Source organism: Pelagibacterium halotolerans B2, assembly GCF_000230555.1.
Classification (GTDB): Bacteria; Pseudomonadota; Alphaproteobacteria; order Rhizobiales; family Devosiaceae; genus Pelagibacterium; species Pelagibacterium halotolerans.
In genome coordinates this window covers 2,403,343-2,422,919 of record NC_016078.1, presented here as the reverse complement: position 1 = coordinate 2,422,919, position 19,577 = coordinate 2,403,343, and the positions used below count along the sequence as shown (strand labels likewise).

Sequence of the window (19,577 nt, the reverse complement as noted above, 5' to 3'; positions counted from 1 at the left end):
GAAGGGCGGCAGCGATGCCGCCCTTTTTGTTTCTCGATCTGCCCTTTATTGCGGCTTTAAGATATCGCGCAGATTGCGGCGGGCCGCATATTCGGCAATTCCGATACCGGCGATAATGAAGGCGGCGGCGATCATGTGAAAGACCTCAAGAGTTTCGCCGAGCATGAAGACGGCGAGCAGGGCTCCGAAAACGGGAATGAGGTTGATGAAGAGGCTGGCTCGATTGGGCCCGATCAGTTCGACACCTTGCGCGTAAGTCATCTGGGCGACGATGGAGGGCAGCAGGGCCACGTAGAGAACGACGGCCCAGCCGCGCCAACTCATGGTGGCCACTTCCGCGACAAGGCCGGCAGGGCCGGTACCGAGAACCGATTGATAAGCGAAGGCGGCGAGCATGGCGAAAAAGCTGGTGCTGGCGATAAAGCTCATCCAGCCGATTTTCGGCTTGTAGCGCAGCATGAGCGAATGCAGCGCGTAAAACAGGGCGGCCAGCAGCATAAGGGCATCGCCGATATTGACGTCGAGGCCCACAAGACGCAGCGGGCTGCCGTGGGTTGCCACATGGACAACACCATAGATGGTGAGCACAACGCCCACGACGTGCAGTCCGGAGGCGCGGACACGGAATATGGCGAAATTGCCGACCATGACCAGCACGGGAATGGCGGCCTGGATCATTGCGACATTGACGGCGGCGGTGTAGGTGGTGGCCGCGTAAAGCAGCACGTTGAAACTCGTAAAACCGAGCACGCCGTAAAAGGCCAGCCAGCCCCATCCGCGTCGGATGGCGGGCCATTCGGACCGCAGGCCGGTCCATGCGAAGGGCAAGATGATCAGAAACGCCACGAGCCAGCGCATGGCGGAAAGAGCATAGGGATCAAGTTCGCCGATCGCGTATTTTCCCGCGATGATATTGGCGCCCCAGAACAGCGCCGACAGGGTCAAGAGCAGATAGGGTTGTCCCATGAGCCGCGCAAATGGACTGGATGGGGATGCGGGGGTGGCGGGGGACTTTGTCATTACGGGCCTTGTACTTTATAGAACCCGGACTTATCAGCGTTTTGGCTTGCGGTGAAACAGAGATTGCTCCTGCAGGCTTGCCGGTCGGACTGGCCGGAACGTAGCGCACGCAAAAGGGATATTGGCGTAAATGGCGAATGTTGTGGTGGTCGGCTCGCAGTGGGGCGACGAGGGCAAAGGCAAGATCGTTGACTGGCTGTCCGAGCGGGCCGACGTGGTGGTGCGCTATCAGGGCGGACACAATGCCGGCCATACGCTCGTCATCGACGGGGTGAGCTACAAGCTTTCGCTTTTGCCATCGGGGCTGGTGCGCGGGAAGTTCTCGGTCATCGGCAATGGGGTGGTGGTCGATCCGCACCATTTCGTTTCCGAAGTCGAAAAGATCGCCGGGCAGGGGATTTCGGTCACGCCGGAGGTCTTGCGCATCGCCGAGAACGCGCCGTTGATCCTGTCGCTGCATCGCGAACTCGATGCGTTGCGAGAGGATTCCAATTCGGGTCTCAAGATCGGTACGACGCGGCGCGGGATCGGGCCGGCCTATGAGGACAAGGTGGGGCGGCGCGCGATCCGGGTTTGTGATCTGGGCGAGCCCGAAACACTGAGGGACAAGATCGAGCGGCTTCTGACCCACCACAATGCGCTGCGGCGCGGCATGGGGGCCGTGGAAATATCGGCCGAGGCGATCCATTCCGAATTGATGGCGGTGGCCGACAAGATTCTGCCGTTCATGGATCGGGTCTGGGACCTGCTCGACGAGCGGCGCAAGCGCGGTGAGCGCATTCTTTTCGAGGGTGCGCAGGGCGCATTGCTCGACAACGATCACGGTACCTATCCGTTCGTGACCTCGTCCAATACCGTGGCCGGACAGGCGGCGCCGGGTTCGGGGCTGGGGCCGGCGGCCATCGATTACGTGCTCGGCATTACCAAGGCTTATACGACCCGGGTTGGCGAAGGGCCGTTCCCGAGCGAGCAGGACAACGAGATCGGGCAGTTCCTCGGCGAGAAGGGCCACGAGTTCGGAGTGGTCACCGGACGCAAGCGGCGCTGCGGCTGGTTCGATGCGGTGATCGTGCGCCAGACGGTGCGCACTTCGGGCATTCATGGCATCGCGCTGACCAAGCTCGACGTTCTGGATGGCATGGACGAAATCCAGGTTTGCGTGGGCTATGAGTTGGACGGGCAAAGAATTGATTATCTGCCCGCCTCAATGGGGGCACAAAGTCGAGTCAAGCCAATTTATGAAACGCTGGATGGCTGGAAAGAAACGACCGCCGGCGCCCGGAGCTGGGCCGAATTGCCCGCCCAGGCGATCAAATATGTGCGGCGGATCGAAGAACTGATCGGCGCGAGCGTGGCCATGCTCTCCACAAGCCCGGAACGCGAAGACACGATTTTGGTCCAGGACCCGTTTCAAGATTGAATTTTCTTGTTTAGAAACAACTTTGAATAATGCCGGCAACAAGTGATGTTGAGTAGATATGGCCGACTATCGTGAACTCTTGCGCAAGGCGATCGATGCCCTGCCCGACAATACCGGGGCAAATCGCCGGGCGGTTTACGAAAAGGCGCGCAGTGCACTTGTCGCGCAATTGCGCGCCATCGATCCGCCATTGCCGGCCCGCGAGATCACGACCCATCGGCTCAATCTCGAAGACTGTATTCGAGAGGTCGAGCACGAAGCGACCGAGCGGCTTCTGGGGCGGTTTCGTGCCGTCGAAGAAACGGAGCCTGAGGTCGAGCCCGAAATCGAGGCTATCGACGAAGAACCGGTCGCTGCGTTCGACGATGCCGACGAGGCTCCGGCTGAGCCCGAGCCCGAACTGGAACCTGAAGGTGAGCCGGAAGCAGTCGAGAGTGACAATTTCGGCTCATCGCCGGCCGAGGATTTCATAGCCGAACCCGAACCGGCCGAACCGCGGATCGATGAGCCGGAACCGGCAGAGCCCTACCTTCCCGAGGAGGCGGCGGAAGCCGACGCCTTGGAGGAAGACCGGCTTTCGCTCGAACAGAAGCCGGTTTTCGAGCCGGTCGACGATGCCGCGCCCATAGAGGAGAGCGGTGCCGGCGAGATCGTTCCGGAGGTCGAGCCAGAGAACGAGCCGGCATCGTTCAGGCCCGGTTCGATCGAGGACATCATTGCTTCGGCCGAAAGGGCTTCGCTCGACGCCGATCAGATGGAGCCGACGGCAGACGGGCCGGACGCACAAGGGGTTATCGCTCCTTTCGCACCCGCGACCGAACCGGAAGAGCACGAAGCGCCCCGGGCCGACGAAAAGCACTTCATAATCTCGGAGGCCGATGCGCAACCGCGGAGCAGCGCGCCGTTGGTCGACCTGCATGGGCGTCCCCTGAGTGGCACGCATGAGCCGGTGTCAAAGGCGGAGCCGGCGATGTCGAGCGTCCGTGAAGTCGATCTTGAACCGGGCATCCTGGCGCGTCCGGAGGTTTCGGATGCCCAAGTTGCGATAGACAGGGCGATTGCCGCGCTCGATCGCGAAGCGCGCGGGGAGGCCACAGCGACCGATGACGCCCATGAGCCCATCGCCGCCGAGGACGATCAGGAAAGCGCGGACGCAGAAAATGGCGACAGTCGTGGCGGGTTTGGCGCGTTCACGATCTTTCTTTTGATTTCGATACTGCTTCTGGGTGGTGGCGGATTGGGCGGATACTGGGCCTGGCGCGAGGGCTTTATCGACCTGAACGCGCTCTTTGCCCAGAACCAGACGCCGGAAACGACCGAGGTCGCCGACGCCGAGGTGCCCGAGGAACCTGCATCGACGGACGCTCAGACCGAGGTGCCCGCCGCGGTCAATACCACGCCTGAAGTGCCGAGCGCGGGTGGTGAGGTGTCCGGGTCTCCGATGCCGGGAGAGGAGTTGCCTTTCACGGAAACCGAAACTCCCTCGACAGCGCCGAGCGAACCCGAAGCGACCTTCGAGGACCGGCTGCCGGCCGAGGCGGGTACACCTGTCAGCCCCGACGGTGACAGTGAGTCGGAGCCGGGGGTCGAAATCACCACCGATGGACCCCAATCGCTGCTGCTCGAGGAACAGACCGGCGGCGCTGCAGGAGCGGTGCCCTATACAGGCAGTGTGGAATGGTCGCGCGGGACCGATGAGTTGGGCCACCCCACGATTATCGCCGAAGCCTCCATACCTGCGCGCAATCTGGATGTGGATGTCCTGTTGCGCCGCAATGCCGACGCCAACCTGCCGGCCAGCCATCTCATGGAAGTCGATTTCACGGTCGCCGAAAGCTTTGTTGGTGGCTCGATCGCCAACCTGCCAGGCGTGCTGCTCAAGAACGAGGAATTGGTGCAGGGGCAACCGCTGACGGGTGCGTCGGCGCGGATTGTGGGCAATTCGTTCCTGTTCGCGCTGTCGAGCGCCAGCGATATCGATGTCGAGAACAATCTCAACCTGCTCGAGAACCGCGAGTGGGTGGATCTGGCCATGGTCTATGGCACGGGCCGCCGCGCCATCCTGACGCTTGAAAAGGGCGAGGACGGTGACGCGATCTTTGCCGATGTCATGGCCGCCTGGGCTGAACTCGACGCCGAGGCGTCGGCAGACGCGGAGCCGGAGGCGGAAGAGGCGCCGGCTGAAGCGGCCGGTAATTAGCCCGGCACCGTGCGGCCGTTTTCGATCCGATAGGTGCGGTCGGCAAGCGCCTCGATATCCTCGGCCTGATGGGAAACCACTATGGCGTGCCAGCGATTGGCACGCACCATCTGCGCCACAAGATCGCGGATGGGGGCCGCGGTCTGGCTGTCCAGCCCGGTAAAGGGTTCGTCGAGCAGCAGGATGGGACGGTTGCGCAGCAGGGTGCGCGCGAGGGCGACACGCTGTTTCTGGCCACCTGATAGTCGGGCCGCAGGGCGTTTGCCAAGTCCGGAAAGCTCCATGCTGTCGAGCGCCGCCAACACTCGTTCGTCGTTGGCTTTCGTGGTGCTGCCCAGCCCCAGCGCCACATTGGCGCCCGTGGAGAGATGGTCGAACAGATTGTCCGACTGAAACAGGATCGAAACCGGGCGGTTCTCGGGGGGCTGGCCCAGTATGGAGCGGCCGGCAAGCTGGATGTCGCCCGAGGCGGGTTCGAGGAAACCGGCGATCAGGTCGAACAGCGTCGATTTTCCGGCGCCGGATGGGCCGACCAGACCGGCGATTTCACCGGGCTTGATGCTCATGTCGAAGGCAAAGCCGGTGGTGCCGCCATCATAGCTGAATGTAAGGCGGTCAATTTCGAGCATTTGTCAGCTTCTCAAAGAGTTTGGGGATGAGGATGAAAGCGGCGATGCTCACGATCAGAAGCACAGCGGCAATGGCCTCCGCATCATTGGTGCGGTAAGCGCCAAGCGCCCGGTACATCAGCCAGGGCAGGGTGGAAAATTCCGAGGTGCCGAAAAGTGAAATGACCCCCAGATCGCCCAGCGAGAAAACGAAGGCGACGGCCAGACCATAGCCTATGGGCTGACCGAGCAGTGGCCATTCGATGCGGCTCCATTGGCGGAAAGAGGACATGCCGAGCGAACGGATGACGCGATGATGACGTCGCGTCAGCGCTTCGAGCGGCGGGGCGATCGTGGCAAAGACGAAGGGTAGCGCGAGAAGTGCATTTGACAGGATCAGAACGAGCGGTGCGACGGCGGTGGGAGCGAGCCCGGTAAGCCGGGCGAGAAGGAAAAAACCCAGCGAAAGCACGACGGCGGGAACGGCGAGATAGGCAAAGACCGGAAAGCCCAGGACCGCACGCCAGAGCGAGCTTCTGGCCTGTAGCGCACGGGCCATGCCCAGCGCCAACCCCAGCGCGACGGCCAGCAGAGCGCTGAGGGTGCCGATGATCAGGCTGGTGGCGGTGGCGCGCCAGAAACCCGATTGGGTGAGGACATTGGAGATGGCGCCGAAGCCTTCGCCCAAAACGGCGATCAGGGGGGCGAGGAAGCCGGCAAGCAGGATGGTGAGCACGATCTGCTGGATACCGGTGAGCCAGGGGCGTTCGGGCCAGTGCATGCGGCCGGGGGAGCCAAAGAGCGTCGCGGCGGGCGAAAGGGTTGATGCGGGGATTATGATGGCAGCGCAGACGACCAGTTGCACGATGGCGAGGTTGACGGCTGCCCCGAGGTCGAAATCGAGGCGTACGGCCTGATAGATGGCCACTTCGAAGGTCTGGTTGGCCGGGCCGCCGCCAAGGGTCAAAACGATGGGAAAGCTGGTGAAGCATAAAAGGAAGATGGTTGCCGCCACGCCGGGAATCGAGGCTGCGAGGGCGGGAAAGTCGATGATCGCGAAGCGCTGAAGCGGACCCAGGCCCAGGCTGCGGCCGAGCTTGAGCTTTTCGGTGGGGATGGCGGCTAATCTGTCGATGAAGATACGGGCGGAAAAGGCGCCGTTGAGAACCACGTGGGCGGCGATGATGCCGCCGAGCCCGAAGATCGAGGAGCCGGTTTCCAGCCCGAACGGGGCGAGCAGGAAATTGACCCACCCATTGCGACCCCAGATGGCCAGGAGGCCCGAGACGACGACGAGTGAGGGCATGACCAGTGCGGTGGAAAGCAGGCCGATGACGACGCCCCGGCCCGGAAAGCGCAGGCGGTCGAGCGTCCAGGCGAGGACCATACCGGCAAGGATCGATAGAAGTGTCGAGAGGGCGGCCTGGGTGGCCGACGTCACCAGAAGATATCCGATGCCGGTGACGCTGGACCCCGTGGATGCGAAGCGCTGCCCGGCAACCCAAAGGGCGATCAGCAGGGCAGCGATCAGAATGGCGACGGTGGCGGCGACCGATGCACCGACATAGCGGCGGCCGGGACGCCAGGTTGTGGGAATCCCGGCCAATTTTTGCTACCTCAGCGTCGAGAACGCTTCCTCGATCCAGGCCCGAGTGTTGGCGGTCACCTCATCGGCGTCAAGCAGAAGGGCGGGTTGGGGGTCGATCATTTCGGCAAAGCCGGGATTGAGCCCGCCTGTCGGTTCGAGCACCGGATACATCCAGTTGGTCTCCGGCAAGGGTGCCTGGCCTTCGGGTGTGACGAGATAGGCCAGAAACGCGCGGGCCAGCTCCTGATTGGGGCTGGAGGCGAGGATGCCGGCGACTTCGATCTGGGTGTAATGGCCGGCATCGAATTTGGCGGCCCGATAGCGGTCTTCGCCTTCGGCAATGAGGTGATAGGCCGGCGAGGTTGTGTAGGAGAGCACCATGTCGGCCTCGCCTGAAAGGAACAGGTCGTAGGATTCGGACCAGCCGGTGGTGACGGTGAGGACGTGCGGGGCGAGCCCTTCCCAGATTTCGATCGCCTCATCTCCATAGAGTGCCTTGATCCACAGGATCAGGCCCAGGCCGGGGGTGGACGAGCGCGGATCCTGAATGACGATCTTGAAGTCTTGGGGGAGCGCGATCAGTTCTTCGAAGCTGGCAGGGGGCGTGGCGATCGACTGGGTGTCATAGACGAAGGCGAAATAGCCGTAGTCGAAGGGGACGAAGACCTCGTCGGTCCATTCGAGCGGAATGTCGAAATCGGGCAGGTCGAGCTGGTGCTCGGTGAACAGCGCGGTCGCCATGCCTTCGCCGATGGTGGCGGTATCGAGCCCGAGGATGATGTCGGCTTCGGTTGCGTCGCCTTCGAGCTGGGCGCGGCGCAGGGCCGAGATCGAATCGTCGGCGGACACGAAATCGAGCGTGCACGCGCACTGGGCCTCAAAGCCCTCCTTGAGCAGGGGGCCAGGCCCCCAATCGGCGGCAAAGGCATCGTAGGTGTAAACGGTGAGGGTTGGATTGTCCTGGGCGATGGCCGGGAGCGCGAGCGCTCCGAGCACAACCGCGCACAGGCTCGTCCTTACGGAAGCGATCATGAGTTTCCTCATTGTTTGGCGTGCAAAATCAACGGTTTTGCCGGCGCCGAGCCAAGTTTGCGGCCATGAATGAGGGGAAATGCCTTGAATGGCAGAGGGATTTGTGGCCCTTGCCATCTCGAACTTCCTCCGCCAGCATGACCTGGTTCAGGTTCTATGGGTTTTTCTCAGCCCATCCTTTCGGACAGACACCCCAGCGAGACGAGGCGACACTATAGGCGTGCAAGGTCCAGTGCAAGACGGCGCGGGGGAAAACGGAGCGCCTCTCGAGTTCGACGGCCCGCTGCTGATCGTGGGTGGGGGCGATGTCGATCCCGACATGCTGGCCGCACTCGCCGAACGGGCTGCGGGGCTGGTCGGCGCCGATCGGGGCGGCGACATTTTGATGGCGGCAGGACTGGTGCCAGATGCGGTGATCGGGGACATGGATTCGGTGGCCGATCGGACGCGGTTTCCGGGCCAAACGACAATTCTGACGCTGCCCGAGCAGGATACAACCGATTTCGAAAAGTGCCTTTATTCGACACGCGCGCCGCTGACGCTGGCGTTGGGAATGACCGGTGGGCGGTTCGATCACACGCTGGCAGCGCTGCATGCCGTTGCGCGTTATGCGACCGATCGAAAGATTATCTTGATCGACGGCCACGATCTGGCGATGGGGGTTGCCGGTTCGGTCAGTCTCAGGGTCGGCGCGGGAGAGCGGGTATCGATCTATCCGCTGGGGCGGACGCAGTTCGCAGGCTCGATGGGGCTGCTTTATCCGTTGGACGGGCTGGAGATGGTGCAGGGAAAAACCATCGGCACGTCGAACCGGGCCACCGAGAACGTTATTGAAATCGATGTGGCGCCAGGGGAGCAGGATCCCTGGCTGCTGATCCTCGACAACCGATTGCTGGACGCTATTGCGTAGCGGCCGGTTCCCTCGGAATTGCCAGGACCTTGTCAACCCGGTGGCCGTCCATATCGACCACTTCAAGCCGCCAGTTTCCCGCTTCGAGCACTTCACCGGTCCTGGGAAGATGCTGGAGCCTGTCGATGATGAAGCCTGCAAGCGTCTGATAGTCGCGGTGTTCGGGAAGGACCAACCCGAGCCGGTCGGACAGGTCATCGACCATCAGGCCGCCGGCCAGAAGCCATGAGCCGTCTTCGCGTTGGACGGCTTCGTCGGTTTCGCCCTCCTCGAGGTCGGACCGGAACACGCCGGCGATGGCTTCGAGAAGGTCGGTGGGCGTGACGATGCCATCGAAGTGTCCATACTCATCAAGGACCAGCGCGAGAGGGAAATCGGCCCGGCGCAGCAGGTTGAGCACGTCGAGCGCGCCCAACGTATCCGGGACGATCTGGGGTTTGCGCAGCAATTTTTTCAGCGCCGCGTGATCGGCGGGCTGGGCCGCGAGGTAATCGCGGACCACCAGCACGCCGATGATGTTGTCGAACTCTCCGCTTGAAACGGGCAGGCGCGAATGGCGGGCCCGGGCCAGTTCGGTGCGGATGGTCTCGAAATCATCGTCGAAATCGAGCATCTCGACATCGGTACGCGGGGTCATGATGGAGCGGGCGCGACGGTCCGACAGGCGCAGCACGCCGGCGATCATGCGTTTTTCGTCGCGCTCGATGACGCCGGATTCCGCCGCCTCGGCGACGATGGACTTGATCTCTTCCTCAGTGACCTGTTCTTCGTTGGTTTCGCTCAGACCCAACAGCCGGAAGATCAGCCGGGTCGAGGCGTCAAGGAGCCAGACGACGGGCCCGGCGACACGCGACAGGATTCGCATGGGCGGCGCGACAAGGCAGGCCACGCGTTCGGGACTGCGCAGGGCAAGCTGTTTGGGCACGAGTTCACCGACCACGACCGAGAGGTAGGTAATAATGGCGACCACGCCGCCATAGCCCAATGCGGATGCTGCAGGGCCGGTCAGGCCGGCATCGAGAAGGATCCCGGTCAGCATGCCGCCGATCGTGGCGCCGGAAAACGCGCCGGCGATGATGCCGATCAGGGTGATGCCGATCTGAACTGTGGAGAGAAAACGACCCGGGTCATCGGCCAGTTGCACGGCGGCCGAAGCGCCGGGCTGGCCACGTTCGGCCATTGACCGCAGCAAGGGTTTGCTGGCGGAGACGACGGCAAGTTCGGACATTGCGAAAACGCCGTTGAGCAGGATCAGACCTGCAACGATAGTGATTTCTATCATTTGTGACGGATCGGCTTCTGGACCGGTCCGATTTTATCCCTCAGTTGGTTTTATAAGCCGGCACAATGGGGACAACCGGGCCGCGCGTCAATGCGCGGCCTGGCTACGTGCAGCTTCCTTGACCGCATCCTGCACCTTTTCGAAAGCGCGGACTTCGATCTGACGGATACGCTCGCGCGAGACGTCGTATTCCTGAGCCAGTTCCTCCAGGGTCGAGGGACTTTCCTGCAGGCGGCGGGCCTTAAAGATGGCCTTTTCGCGGTCGTTGAGCACTTCCATGGCGCCCTCGAGCAGGCCCATGCGCTCGTCATATTCCTGGCTGTCGCCGAGAACTTCTTCCTGATCGGGCACGTCATCGATCAGCCAGTCCTGCCATTGGCTGGTGCCTTCGTCGGCGCGCATGGGCGCGTTGAGCGAGGCATCGCCGGTGAGGCGCTGGTTCATCGAGACCACATCGTCCTCGGTTACGTTGAGGGTCGTGGCGATCTGCTTGATCTGGTCGGGGTGCAGGCTGCCATCATCGAGGGCCGCGATCTGGCCCTTTAAACGCCGAAGATTGAAGAACAGGCGTTTCTGGGCAGCGGTGGTGCCGATCTTGACCAGAGACCAGGAGCGCAACACATATTCCTGGATCGAGGCGCGGATCCACCACATGGCGTAGGTGGCAAGACGGAAGCCCTTATCGGGCTCGAAGCGCTTGACCGCCTGCATGAGACCCACGTTGCCCTCGGATATGACCTCGGAGATGGGCAGGCCATAGCCGCGATAGCCCATGGCGATCTTGGCCACGAGACGTAAATGGGACGTGATGAGCTTCTGGGCCGCCTGGGGATCGGAATGCTCCTTGTACCGCTTGGCGAGCATGAATTCCTCGTCCGGGTCGAGCATTGGAAACTTGCGGATTTCCTGCAGATAGCGGTTGAGCCCGCTTTCCGAGCTTAAAACAGGAAGATTGGACTGGGCCATTTCTAGCACCCCCTCTCGTAAACCCCCGGGTGTCCCCGGCGGGTTGCAGTCCGCATCGACGCCCTTTGCGGCACGTTTGCGGAGATAATCGGAGTGAATATAGGTCTGATTTGGGCGATTACACCCCTGCTCCGCGAAAATATGGTATTCGCGGAATGCATGGTCGGGTGGCCGATGTTTCAGCCTTATGACGCAAAGGGCGCGAGCTTGGTTGCGAGGGCGGCAAGCTCGGAAGGCAGCGGACTTTCAAATTTGAGGGTTTGTCCCGTCACAGGATGGGCAAAGCCAAGGATCGCGGCGTGAAGGGCCTGCCGGTTCAGGGATACGACAGTGTGCCGAATCTCCTGGGGCACTGTGTTGATCTTTGTTGCAAAGGCCGAACCGTAAACGCCATCGCCGATCAGCGGGTGGCCGATATGGGCCATATGCACGCGGATCTGATGGGTGCGGCCGGTTTCGAGTTGGCATCTGACCTGCGCTATAGACCATTTGTCATCGCTGAAGCGACCCTCAACGCGATAATGGGTGATGGCCTCGCGCCCTTCGCGCGGCTGAACCGATTGCTTGAGGCGATTATTGGGGTCGCGCCCGATCATGGTTTCGACGGTGCCGACCAGAGGATTGGGGATGCCCCAGACAAAGGCGATGTAGGCGCGTTCGAGGGGACCGGTGCGCCCATGATCGGCGAACTGGGCAGCAAGTCCGTTATGAGCCTGCTCGGTCTTGGCGGCGACCATGACGCCGGAGGTGTCCTTGTCGAGCCTGTGGACGATGCCGGGGCGTTTGACACCGCCAATACCGCGCAGGCTGTCGCCGCAATGGTGGATGAGGGCGTTGACCAACGTTCCGTCCTCATTGCCCGGTGCGGGGTGCACCACCATGCCGGCGGGCTTGTCTATAACAATGAGATATTCGTCCTCGAAGAGGATATTGAGCGCGATATCCTGGGGCTGGGGTTCGGCCTCGACGGGTTCGGGGGCGGCGAGAGTGATGGACTCGCCGGTCCTGACGCGATATTTGGGCACATCGTTGGTCGTCCCATCCACGCTGACCGCGCCCAAAAGGATCAAGTCCTTGATGCGGTTGCGCGAAAAGAGAGGGAAGCGGGCCGCCAGAAATGCATCGAGCCGCGTGCCGGCCTCGTTTTCGAGGACGGTGGCGTCGTGCCTATCCTGTTGGAGCTGACTGCCCGCCATGACCGATCCTCAAACCAATTTCGACAAGGACGAGCCCCTGAGCCCGGAGGCCGAGGCGGTGATGGCCAAAGCCCGCCGGCGCGCGGGGCTGTCCATGCTCGTCATGATGGTGGGGTTTATGGCGGTTGTACTGGCGGTTGTCTATCGTCTGGCCACCATGGGCAATGACGTGACCGACCGATACGCGCTGCAATTGATCGCCTTGCCCGAGGGCGCGCAGGTGATTTCGGCGCAGGTGCAGGACGGGCTGGTGACCGTCACCTACGGCGCACAGAGCGGGCAGGCGATCCGGATCTTCGACGGGGAAACCGGGGAGATGGTGCGCGAGATTTCCGTGGTGGTTGAGTAGCGTTTTTTCTGACCCACTTCAGCAATCGGGCACAGCCACGCTCAGCCCGCCGAGTGAGGTTTCCTTGTAGCGTTCGTCCATGTCCTTGCCGGTCTGGCGCATGGTTTCGATGCAGGCGTCCAGGGGCACGATGTGGCTGCCGTCGCCCTGCATGGCAAGGGACGCCGCGGCGACGGCTTTCACCGCGCCAAGTCCGTTGCGCTCGATGCAGGGGACCTGGACGAGGCCTTTTATGGGGTCGCAGGTCATGCCCAGATGGTGTTCGAGGGCGATTTCGGCGGCGTTTTCGATCTGGGCATTGGTGCCGCCAAGCGCTGAACAGAGAGCGGCTGCGGCCATGGCCGATGCAGAGCCCACTTCGCCCTGGCAGCCCACCTCAGCGCCCGAGATCGAGGCGTTGTATTTGATGAGCCCGCCAATCGCCGCACCAACCAGCAGCATTTCGGGGATTTTTTCGCGTTTCGCGCCGGGGACGTGGGAGAGGTAGTAGCGCAGGACGGCGGGAAATACGCCCGCCGCGCCATTGGTGGGGGCGGTCACGACCTGCCCGCCGGCGGCGTTTTCCTCGTTGACGGCCATGGCATAGGCCGAGAGCCAATCGATGGCTGAGTGGAGTGGCATGTCGTTGGCGCCGGCCTTGCCGGAAAGGTTTTCGAAAATGGCGCGGGCGCGGCGCTTGACCTTGAGACCGCCCGGCAGTTCGCCGGTGGCGGCAAGGCCCCGGGTGATGCAGGCATCCATGACCTCCCATATGCCCATGAGGCGTTGGGAAAAGGCTTCGCCATCGAGCCGGGCGCATTCGTTGCGGCGCTTCATTTCGGCGATAGAGAGATCGGCCGCTTTGCCCATCGCCAGCATCTGATCGGCATTGGCGAAAGGGAAGGGGACGTCGTCGGCCGGGGTGGCCGGCATATCTCCGGCCTCGATTTCGGCGAGGGTTTTGACAAAGCCGCCGCCGATGGAGAAATAAGTTTCTTCCGCGGTTGCCGTTTCATCGGCATCGAGCAGGGCAAAGCGCATGCCGTTGGGATGGGTGTCGAGCCGTGTCTTGCGGTCGATGATAAGGTCGGTTTCGGGGTCGAGCGCGACCGTCCAACCTGCCGCCGGCTCGATAGTCTTCCGCGTTGCGAGCTCGGCAAGCGCCGTTTCGACTTTGCCTCTGTCATAGGTTTCTGGTTCGAACCCGAGGCAACCGGCAAGGACTGCGGCGTTGGTGCCGTGGCCAACGCCGGTGAAGGCGAGTGAGCCGTAAAGGGTGATCTGCAGGCGCGCGCCTTCGACGCGTTCGAGGGCGCCTATTGCATCGAGAAAGCGGGCAGCGGCGAGCATCGGGCCCATAGTGTGGGACGATGACGGACCGACACTGATCTTGAAGACGTCAAACACCGAGACGAACATGCCTGGCCATCCCCTCAGAGGTCGAGTGGTTCGCGATTGCGAGAGGGAATAGAAAATTATTGCGCGCGTCAAGCCGATATTGGCTGGATCGTTGCGCGACGATCACCGGTCATAGGCGGAAATCTGCGATTTTGTCGCCTTCTCGCGCCAAATCGTTTCAAAGAGCGCGCGGAAATGTTCGGGCGTGAGACGGTCCATGCGGACCAGGACATAAGGGTAGTCGCGGTAGTGATCGGTTATGAAGAACAGGCCGGGATCGGCCTCGATCAGCATGTCGCGTTCGTCGATCGAGGGGCGCTGAAGGGCGAGAATGCCCGGTTCGCGCTCGCGGAGCAGGAATTTGGTGCCGAGCTTTATGGAGGGTGTGCCGTAGCTGGTCGAGCGGACGACACCGGGAAATTTGGAAGCAACTGCGAAGACGTCATCGAAATCCATGACGTCTTTCCGGTTTAGCGGCGGTAGCGCAGGCGCCCGATTTCGTCGAATTCGGCCTGTTCGCGCTTTAGCTGCTCGTCTTTTTCACGCTGATGTTCACGCGCATCGAGCAGTTCGACCTTCTTGAGGTCCTCGATGGCTTCGGCGAGTTCGTCCTGTGCGGCTTCGAGCTTGCCCTTCATGTCGCCGGCCGAGGTCAAGAGATTGTCGCGGCGGGTGATGGCGGCCTTGGCGAAGGTCGAATAGGCGAAATGGGCGACGTCGGAAATGCCGGTCTTTTTGTGCTCGATGTCGATCTGCTGGTCGAGTTCGGCGGCCATGCGCTCGAAATCGGCGACCATGGTCTCGATCTGGAGGACCTGGCGGCGCTTTTCGTCCACCTGAAACTTCTTGAGTCGGATCAGGCTCGCGCTCTTGGACTTCATGACTTGTACTCCTTACTCATCAAGCCGCGTCTCCCGCTCCAGCCGTTCCCAGAATCGTCGACAGCAGATTGTAGCCGTCGGCGATATTGGTCCGCTCATCCGATCGCTGGCTCAAAAACGCCTCCAGCGCCGGGTTGAGCGCGATGGCGCGGTCAACCTTGGGATCCGATCCTTTCCGGTAAGCCCCCAGCCGGATCAGTTCCTCCATGTCGGCGTAAACCGACATCAACTCACGCGCCCTGCTCAAAGTGGGCCGGAAATCCTCCGGCACGCATCCGGGCATGGTGCGTGAAACAGAGCGAAGAACATTGACGGCAGGATAGCGTCCCCGTTCGGCAATGGATCGCTCCATCACAATATGACCATCGAGAATGCCACGAACGGCGTCCGCAATGGGCTCATTGTGATCATCACCTTCCACCAAAACGGTAAATAGACCGGTAACGGAGCCCGAATTAACCAAGCCCGGACCGGCCCGCTCCAACAAACGTGGCAATTCTGTGAAAACCGTGGGCGGGTAGCCCTTGGCGGTAGGAGGCTCGCCGGTGGCAAGGCCGATTTCACGCTGCGCCATCGCAAAGCGGGTGAGGCTGTCCATCATGCACAAGACGCGCTTGCCCTGGTCGCGGAAATATTCGGCCAGGGTCAGGGTCAGGTAGGCGGCCTGACGGCGCATGAGCGCGGATTCGTCGGAGGTGGCCACGACGACGATGGCTTTTTTCATGCCCTCTTCGCCGAGTTGTTCGGTGATGAATTCCTGGACCTCGCGGCCGCGCTCACCGATCAGCCCGATGATGGAGATGTCCACGTCGGTGTTTCGGGCCAGCATGCTCATCAAAACCGACTTGCCGACGCCCGAGCCGGCGAAGATGCCCATGCGCTGGCCGTCGCAACAGGTGGTGAAGGTGTTGAGGCACCGAACCCCGAGGTCAATGGGGCGGCCGACGCGCCCGCGTTCATGGGCGGGAAGGGGGAGATTGCGCAGCGCGTAGGGTGCCCTGCCGCGTATGAGCGGGGCGCCACCGTCGATGGGCGCAGCTTCGGCGTTGAGAACCCGGCCCAGCCAGGCTTCGTCCGGATAGACAGCGCCGTCATGGCCGGCAAACACTGCCTTGCAGCCGAGCCTGACGCCCCCCACGGGGCCGAAGGGCAGGCACAGGGCCAGGCCATCGCGAAAACCGATGATCTCGCAGGCAAGATTGGAGCCCGTCTGAGTTTCGATGGTAACCCGCCCGCCGACCCGCAATTCGCGCACCGGGCCGACGACTTCGATCAAGAGGCCCTGCACGGTCTTGACCCTGCCGAAGACTTCGATCTCGTCGATTGCCTCAATGTCGGAGATCAGGGACTGCACCGTGGCCTCTCCAGGGGGAAATGATTCGCACCAAGAATTGGCCACATTGGTAACTCATCCTTAAGGTTATGGCGATATTGCCGAAAGTTGAGCAAATTTTTTCGCTGCGCGTCGGCGCGCGTCCGCTTCCCCCTTTCAGACACGGTTCAATGAGTCTCAAGAGTCTCTTGAAGGGCTTTCTTAACGTTGTGCATTAAGAAAAATTCTTTTCATTTTCTTTTGTATTTCAATGAGTTAACACCTTATTCAGTTAATGCAAATCGCATATTGCCCGACTGAATTAAACTTTGTTAACTAATTACCGGTAGCTTCGAATCGTACCCAGTAGGGTTTGGTTAAGGGCGTCGGGATCGAGCTGAGCGCCCGGTCCCAGCAGGGACTTGTTGGATTTAAGGGGATTGGCATGCGTGTGCTCTTGATAGAGGACGACAGCGCGACAGCGCAGAGCATCGAACTGATGCTCAAATCCGAGAGTTTCAATGCGTACACAACCGACCTCGGCGAGGAAGGTGTCGATCTTGGCAAGCTTTATGATTACGACATCATTCTGCTTGACCTCAATCTGCCGGATATGAGCGGGTATGAAGTGCTGCGCACGCTGCGCGTTGCGAAGGTTCAGACCCCCATTCTCATCCTTTCGGGTCTGGCAGGGATCGAAGACAAGGTACGCGGCCTGGGTTTCGGGGCCGACGATTATATGACCAAGCCGTTCCACAAGGACGAACTGGTTGCCCGTATTCACGCCATCGTCCGCCGGTCCAAGGGCCATGCGCAGTCGGTCATCAACACCGGCGATCTTTCCGTCAACCTCGACACCAAGACTGTCGAAGTGGGTGGCCAGCGCGTGCACCTGACGGGCAAGGAATACCAGATGCTCGAGTTGCTCTCGCTGCGCAAGGGTACGACGCTCACCAAGGAAATGTTCCTCAACCATCTCTATGGCGGGATGGACGAGCCTGAGCTGAAAATCATCGACGTGTTCATCTGCAAGCTGCGCAAGAAGCTATCGGTGGCCACGGCCGGCAAGAACTACATCGAGACTGTCTGGGGCCGCGGCTATGTGCTGCGCGAACCCGACGAGAACGAATTGGCCGAAAGCGCCTGATCGTCCCTTACATCGCCAGAATTCAAAAGCCCGTGCGGATCCCCTCGCGCGGGCTTTGTTCGTTGGAGCCTGACAGGCTCTAAGCCTTTGTTTTATCGCGTGTCCGAACCGCAAAACCGTTTCCATCCCCGATCGCGTCGAGGACATGCTTTTGCTGGACACGCTCTAAAGGCTCAGACCACCAGCTTGCGGTAAAGGTGCCAGGTTGCGTGTCCCAGCATGGGCAGCGCAAGTGCCAGCCCCACAAACAACGGCAATGAGGCGACGAAAAGGGCGATTGCGACCACCAGACCGAAAATGGTCATCTGGACCGGATTGGCGGAAAAGGCGCGGACGGACGTGGCAATTGCATCGCCGGGGCTCCCGCCCCGATCAACGAGGAGCGGAAAGGCTATGGCGGTGGTGGCCAGCACAAAGAATGCAAAGCCGAGCCCGACCAGATTGCCCCAGAACAAGAGGCTCCAACCGCGGGTGGTTGTGAAGGTCTCGGTCAGAAGGGCCATCAGCCCGGCGGGTGGGTTCGATCCGAAATGGGCATCGTAAATGGCGCCGGCTGCGGTAAGCCAGAGCACGAAGACAAGCGCCAGCATTGCGCCCACGGCCACAATCGCACCGATGGAGCGATGTTTGAGAACCCCCAGAGCGTGGCGGGGGCTGTCGTCCTCTCCCTGCTCGCGTCTTCGGCTGAGTTCATAAAGGCCGATGGCGGCGAGCGGCCCGATGAGTGCAAAGCCGGTCGCCAGCGGATAGAGCAAGGGAAAAGTCGCTCCACCAGCGCTCCATACCGCCAGGACAATGCCGACGGCCGGGTAAATCAGCACCAGGAACAGGTAGTGGGAGGGATGGCGCCAGAAATCGGATACGCCTTTGCCGAGTGCGTCGAAGACATCGCCCGTTGAAATCGTGCGAATGGCGCGTTCGGCGTCTTGAGGCTGGGCAAAAGCGGGATTGGAATACACGGGCATGCTGATCTCCTCGGTTCGTCAAGGAGCGCGGTGCCACGCATTTCCCCCGGCCGCGGGCACACCGCGCTGCACGGAGCGCCACCCCTACCGGTAGCGCAACAATTCGAGCATACAGCAATTGGCGACGGTGTGGGATTCCCCGTCACACAAATTTGTCTAGCGCCTGGCTGGGAAGCTAGACGAAGGGTTGGAACTTGGATTCCAGCATCTGCTGGTCGAAGGGTTTGAGCATGTGATCGTTCGCGCCAGCCTTGCGGGCCATGGCTATGTGCCCGATGTCGCGCTCAGCCAGGCAATAGACAATCCTGGGCTTGTCGCCGCCGGTATAGCCGCGCAAAGCCTTTAGAAATTCCAGGCCGTTCATGATGGGCATCTGCCAATCGAGCAGGATGACGTCAGGCATTTCCTGCGCGCATTTTTCGTAGGCTTCCTGGCCGTCCTCGGCTTCATCGACGATGAAATCCATATCTTCGAGAATGCGGCGCGCGACTTTGCGGATGACGCTGGAATCGTCGACGATAAGGCACGATTTCATGGGCCTGTCCCTCGGCTTTCCGGACGCCAGATGCCCGGAATCGGAAAGAGTTTACCGCCACAATGGTTAGCGAATGGGAAAGGCGCCCGGGCTGGCGCGTCTAATCGATATCGTGGGGCAGGGGATCGGCAGTGAAACGCAGGATCTCGCCGTCGAGCGCGAGGTTGAGCCCCATATGTGAAAGGCGGGCCAGGACGCCGGTGTAAAAGGGCTGGATGCCGCGAGCGTCGACGCTGCCCTCTTCGGGCGTGCCTGCAAGAAGGCCCTGGACCGCATTGGGAACGAGGGTCTTGGGACCGGTGGCCGTGATGGTGAAATTCTCGGCTCCGGCGTCACCTTCCACCTCGACGGTGACCGTACCACCACGCGGAACGCCCTGTGTGACGATCAGCAGCATATTGAGCAGCAGCTTGGCCTTGTTCTTGGGCAACAGCATCGGGGTGACCTTCCAATCAAGGTCGGCCTTTTCCCCGGCCATCAGCAGCGAGGCGACGCGATCGGCCTCGCGGGTGTCGATATCGGTGCCGGCGGTCGAGGACGCACCGAAGGCGAGACGGGCAAATTCGAGCTTGGCGCGGGCCTGGCGGGTCGAGTTTTCGATCAGCTCCTTGGCAAAGGTCTGCATATCGACCTGAGTGGGGTCGGCAAGCACCTCAAGGCCGTTGCCGATGGCACCCACGGGATTGATGAGATCGTGGCAGACACGCGAGCACAGCAATGCGGCAAGGTCCGGCGCGCTCAGTTCGACAATGCTCGTCATGGCCAAATTCTCGCTCTTGGTTGTTCGAA

19 protein-coding genes and 1 riboswitch are annotated in these 19,577 nt (G+C 61.5%); of the genes, 5 read left to right on the top strand and 14 right to left on the bottom strand.

Going from position 1 to position 19,577, the window contains the following annotated elements:
* Nucleotides 1–45: 45 nt before the first annotated feature.
* Complete coding sequence (locus KKY_RS11825) at nt 46–1,020, bottom strand: DMT family transporter (RefSeq protein ID WP_014131588.1); 975 nt, start codon at nt 1,018–1,020, stop codon at nt 46–48.
* 130 nt (nt 1,021–1,150) lie between these two features.
* On the opposite strand from KKY_RS11825, the gene KKY_RS11820 reads away from it, so the two are divergent.
* The gene (locus KKY_RS11820; RefSeq protein WP_014131587.1) at nt 1,151–2,440 is read left to right on the top strand and encodes an adenylosuccinate synthase; all 1,290 of its coding nucleotides are present in this window, start codon (nt 1,151–1,153) and stop codon (nt 2,438–2,440) included.
* A gap of 58 nt (nt 2,441–2,498) precedes the next feature.
* Complete coding sequence (locus tag KKY_RS20530; protein WP_014131586.1) at nt 2,499–4,640, top strand: relaxase family protein; 2,142 nt, start codon at nt 2,499–2,501, stop codon at nt 4,638–4,640.
* Here KKY_RS20530 and KKY_RS11810 read toward each other — a convergent pair.
* Genes KKY_RS11810 through thiB form a run of 3 tightly spaced genes read right to left on the bottom strand, consistent with a single transcriptional unit; the run spans nt 4,637 to nt 7,880 of the window.
* Nucleotides 4,637–5,269, bottom strand: a complete 633-nt coding sequence (locus KKY_RS11810) for an ATP-binding cassette domain-containing protein (protein ID WP_014131585.1) — start codon at nt 5,267–5,269, stop codon at nt 4,637–4,639. The genes KKY_RS20530 and KKY_RS11810 overlap by 4 nt on opposite strands.
* On the bottom strand, nt 5,256–6,854 hold the full coding sequence (locus tag KKY_RS11805) for an ABC transporter permease family protein (protein ID WP_014131584.1): 1,599 nt from the start codon (nt 6,852–6,854) through the stop codon (nt 5,256–5,258). The genes KKY_RS11810 and KKY_RS11805 overlap by 14 nt, the downstream gene beginning before the upstream one ends.
* A gap of 6 nt (nt 6,855–6,860) precedes the next feature.
* Entirely contained in the window at nt 6,861–7,880 is a 1,020-nt protein-coding gene (thiB, locus tag KKY_RS11800) for a thiamine ABC transporter substrate binding subunit (RefSeq protein WP_041529374.1), read from the bottom strand.
* 95 nt (nt 7,881–7,975) lie between these two features.
* A riboswitch (TPP riboswitch) is annotated at nt 7,976–8,074 on the bottom strand.
* Between the two features lie 26 nt (nt 8,075–8,100).
* Here thiB and KKY_RS11795 point away from each other — a divergent pair.
* Nucleotides 8,101–8,778 carry a thiamine diphosphokinase gene (locus KKY_RS11795; RefSeq protein WP_014131582.1) on the top strand — a complete coding sequence of 226 codons (678 nt, stop codon included), beginning with the start codon at nt 8,101–8,103 and terminating at the stop codon, nt 8,776–8,778.
* Here the strand turns inward: KKY_RS11795 and KKY_RS11790 are convergent.
* The 3 genes from KKY_RS11790 to KKY_RS11780 all read right to left on the bottom strand — a co-directional run bounded on the left by KKY_RS11790 (nt 8,768) and on the right by KKY_RS11780 (nt 12,222).
* The gene (locus KKY_RS11790) at nt 8,768–10,060 is read right to left on the bottom strand and encodes a hemolysin family protein (protein ID WP_014131581.1); all 1,293 of its coding nucleotides are present in this window, start codon (nt 10,058–10,060) and stop codon (nt 8,768–8,770) included. The genes KKY_RS11795 and KKY_RS11790 overlap by 11 nt on opposite strands.
* A gap of 87 nt (nt 10,061–10,147) precedes the next feature.
* Nucleotides 10,148–11,026 (bottom strand): RNA polymerase sigma factor RpoH, encoded by an 879-nt coding sequence (gene rpoH, locus KKY_RS11785; protein ID WP_014131580.1) that lies wholly within the window; start codon nt 11,024–11,026, stop codon nt 10,148–10,150.
* Between the two features lie 185 nt (nt 11,027–11,211).
* Nucleotides 11,212–12,222, bottom strand: a complete 1,011-nt coding sequence (locus KKY_RS11780) for an RluA family pseudouridine synthase (protein WP_014131579.1) — start codon at nt 12,220–12,222, stop codon at nt 11,212–11,214.
* Here KKY_RS11780 and KKY_RS11775 point away from each other — a divergent pair.
* Nucleotides 12,221–12,571, top strand: a complete 351-nt coding sequence (locus tag KKY_RS11775; protein WP_014131578.1) for a DUF6476 family protein — start codon at nt 12,221–12,223, stop codon at nt 12,569–12,571. The two genes, KKY_RS11780 and KKY_RS11775, sit on opposite strands and share 2 nt — an antisense overlap.
* Nucleotides 12,572–12,589: 18 nt before the next feature.
* Here the strand turns inward: KKY_RS11775 and KKY_RS11770 are convergent, their stop codons facing one another.
* From KKY_RS11770 to fliI, 4 genes are all read right to left on the bottom strand, one after another.
* Complete coding sequence (locus KKY_RS11770; RefSeq protein ID WP_014131577.1) at nt 12,590–13,969, bottom strand: L-serine ammonia-lyase; 1,380 nt, start codon at nt 13,967–13,969, stop codon at nt 12,590–12,592.
* A 102-nt stretch (nt 13,970–14,071) separates the two neighbouring features.
* Entirely contained in the window at nt 14,072–14,404 is a 333-nt protein-coding gene (locus KKY_RS11765) for an MmcQ/YjbR family DNA-binding protein (RefSeq protein WP_014131576.1), read from the bottom strand.
* Nucleotides 14,405–14,418: 14 nt separating this feature from the next.
* Complete coding sequence (gene fliJ / locus KKY_RS11760; RefSeq protein ID WP_014131575.1) at nt 14,419–14,829, bottom strand: flagellar export protein FliJ; 411 nt, start codon at nt 14,827–14,829, stop codon at nt 14,419–14,421.
* Nucleotides 14,830–14,848: 19 nt separating this feature from the next.
* The gene (gene fliI, locus KKY_RS11755; RefSeq protein WP_014131574.1) at nt 14,849–16,183 is read right to left on the bottom strand and encodes a flagellar protein export ATPase FliI; all 1,335 of its coding nucleotides are present in this window, start codon (nt 16,181–16,183) and stop codon (nt 14,849–14,851) included.
* A 403-nt stretch (nt 16,184–16,586) separates the two neighbouring features.
* Here fliI and ctrA point away from each other — a divergent pair, with 403 nt between their 5' ends.
* Nucleotides 16,587–17,288 (top strand): response regulator transcription factor CtrA, encoded by a 702-nt coding sequence (ctrA, locus tag KKY_RS11750; protein ID WP_014131573.1) that lies wholly within the window; start codon nt 16,587–16,589, stop codon nt 17,286–17,288.
* Nucleotides 17,289–17,461: 173 nt separating this feature from the next.
* Here ctrA and KKY_RS11745 read toward each other — a convergent pair whose 3' ends face one another.
* The 3 genes from KKY_RS11745 to chpT all read right to left on the bottom strand — a co-directional run bounded on the left by KKY_RS11745 (nt 17,462) and on the right by chpT (nt 19,548).
* Nucleotides 17,462–18,253 carry a DUF2189 domain-containing protein gene (locus KKY_RS11745; RefSeq protein ID WP_014131572.1) on the bottom strand — a complete coding sequence of 264 codons (792 nt, stop codon included), beginning with the start codon at nt 18,251–18,253 and terminating at the stop codon, nt 17,462–17,464.
* Between the two features lie 175 nt (nt 18,254–18,428).
* Nucleotides 18,429–18,788, bottom strand: coding sequence for a response regulator (locus tag KKY_RS11740; RefSeq protein WP_014131571.1), 360 nt, complete (start codon nt 18,786–18,788; stop codon nt 18,429–18,431).
* Nucleotides 18,789–18,888: 100 nt separating this feature from the next.
* Nucleotides 18,889–19,548: a histidine phosphotransferase ChpT gene (chpT, locus tag KKY_RS11735; protein ID WP_041528734.1), complete on the bottom strand. Its 660-nt coding sequence runs from the start codon at nt 19,546–19,548 to the stop codon at nt 18,889–18,891.
* Nucleotides 19,549–19,577 lie beyond the last annotated feature (29 nt).

Excerpts from the sequence above, each read along its gene's own strand:
- fliJ (WP_014131575.1), bottom strand. The coding sequence starts at position 14,829 with ATGAAGTCCAAGAGCGCGAGCCTGATCCGACTCAAGAAGTTTCAGGTG.
- KKY_RS11745 (WP_014131572.1), bottom strand. The coding sequence starts at position 18,253 with ATGCCCGTGTATTCCAATCCCGCTTTTGCCCAGCCTCAAGACGCCGAA.
- KKY_RS11740 (WP_014131571.1), bottom strand. The coding sequence starts at position 18,788 with ATGAAATCGTGCCTTATCGTCGACGATTCCAGCGTCATCCGCAAAGTC.
- KKY_RS11825 (WP_014131588.1), bottom strand. The coding sequence starts at position 1,020 with ATGACAAAGTCCCCCGCCACCCCCGCATCCCCATCCAGTCCATTTGCG.
- KKY_RS11765 (WP_014131576.1), bottom strand. The coding sequence starts at position 14,404 with ATGGATTTCGATGACGTCTTCGCAGTTGCTTCCAAATTTCCCGGTGTC.
- KKY_RS11810 (WP_014131585.1), bottom strand. The coding sequence starts at position 5,269 with ATGCTCGAAATTGACCGCCTTACATTCAGCTATGATGGCGGCACCACC.
- ctrA (WP_014131573.1), top strand. The coding sequence starts at position 16,587 with ATGCGTGTGCTCTTGATAGAGGACGACAGCGCGACAGCGCAGAGCATC.
- KKY_RS11820 (WP_014131587.1), top strand. The coding sequence starts at position 1,151 with ATGGCGAATGTTGTGGTGGTCGGCTCGCAGTGGGGCGACGAGGGCAAA.
- chpT (WP_041528734.1), bottom strand. The coding sequence starts at position 19,548 with ATGACGAGCATTGTCGAACTGAGCGCGCCGGACCTTGCCGCATTGCTG.
- rpoH (WP_014131580.1), bottom strand. The coding sequence starts at position 11,026 with ATGGCCCAGTCCAATCTTCCTGTTTTAAGCTCGGAAAGCGGGCTCAAC.
- thiB (WP_041529374.1), bottom strand. The coding sequence starts at position 7,880 with ATGAGGAAACTCATGATCGCTTCCGTAAGGACGAGCCTGTGCGCGGTT.
- KKY_RS11780 (WP_014131579.1), bottom strand. The coding sequence starts at position 12,222 with ATGGCGGGCAGTCAGCTCCAACAGGATAGGCACGACGCCACCGTCCTC.
- KKY_RS11770 (WP_014131577.1), bottom strand. The coding sequence starts at position 13,969 with ATGTTCGTCTCGGTGTTTGACGTCTTCAAGATCAGTGTCGGTCCGTCA.
- KKY_RS11775 (WP_014131578.1), top strand. The coding sequence starts at position 12,221 with ATGACCGATCCTCAAACCAATTTCGACAAGGACGAGCCCCTGAGCCCG.
- KKY_RS20530 (WP_014131586.1), top strand. The coding sequence starts at position 2,499 with ATGGCCGACTATCGTGAACTCTTGCGCAAGGCGATCGATGCCCTGCCC.
- KKY_RS11790 (WP_014131581.1), bottom strand. The coding sequence starts at position 10,060 with ATGATAGAAATCACTATCGTTGCAGGTCTGATCCTGCTCAACGGCGTT.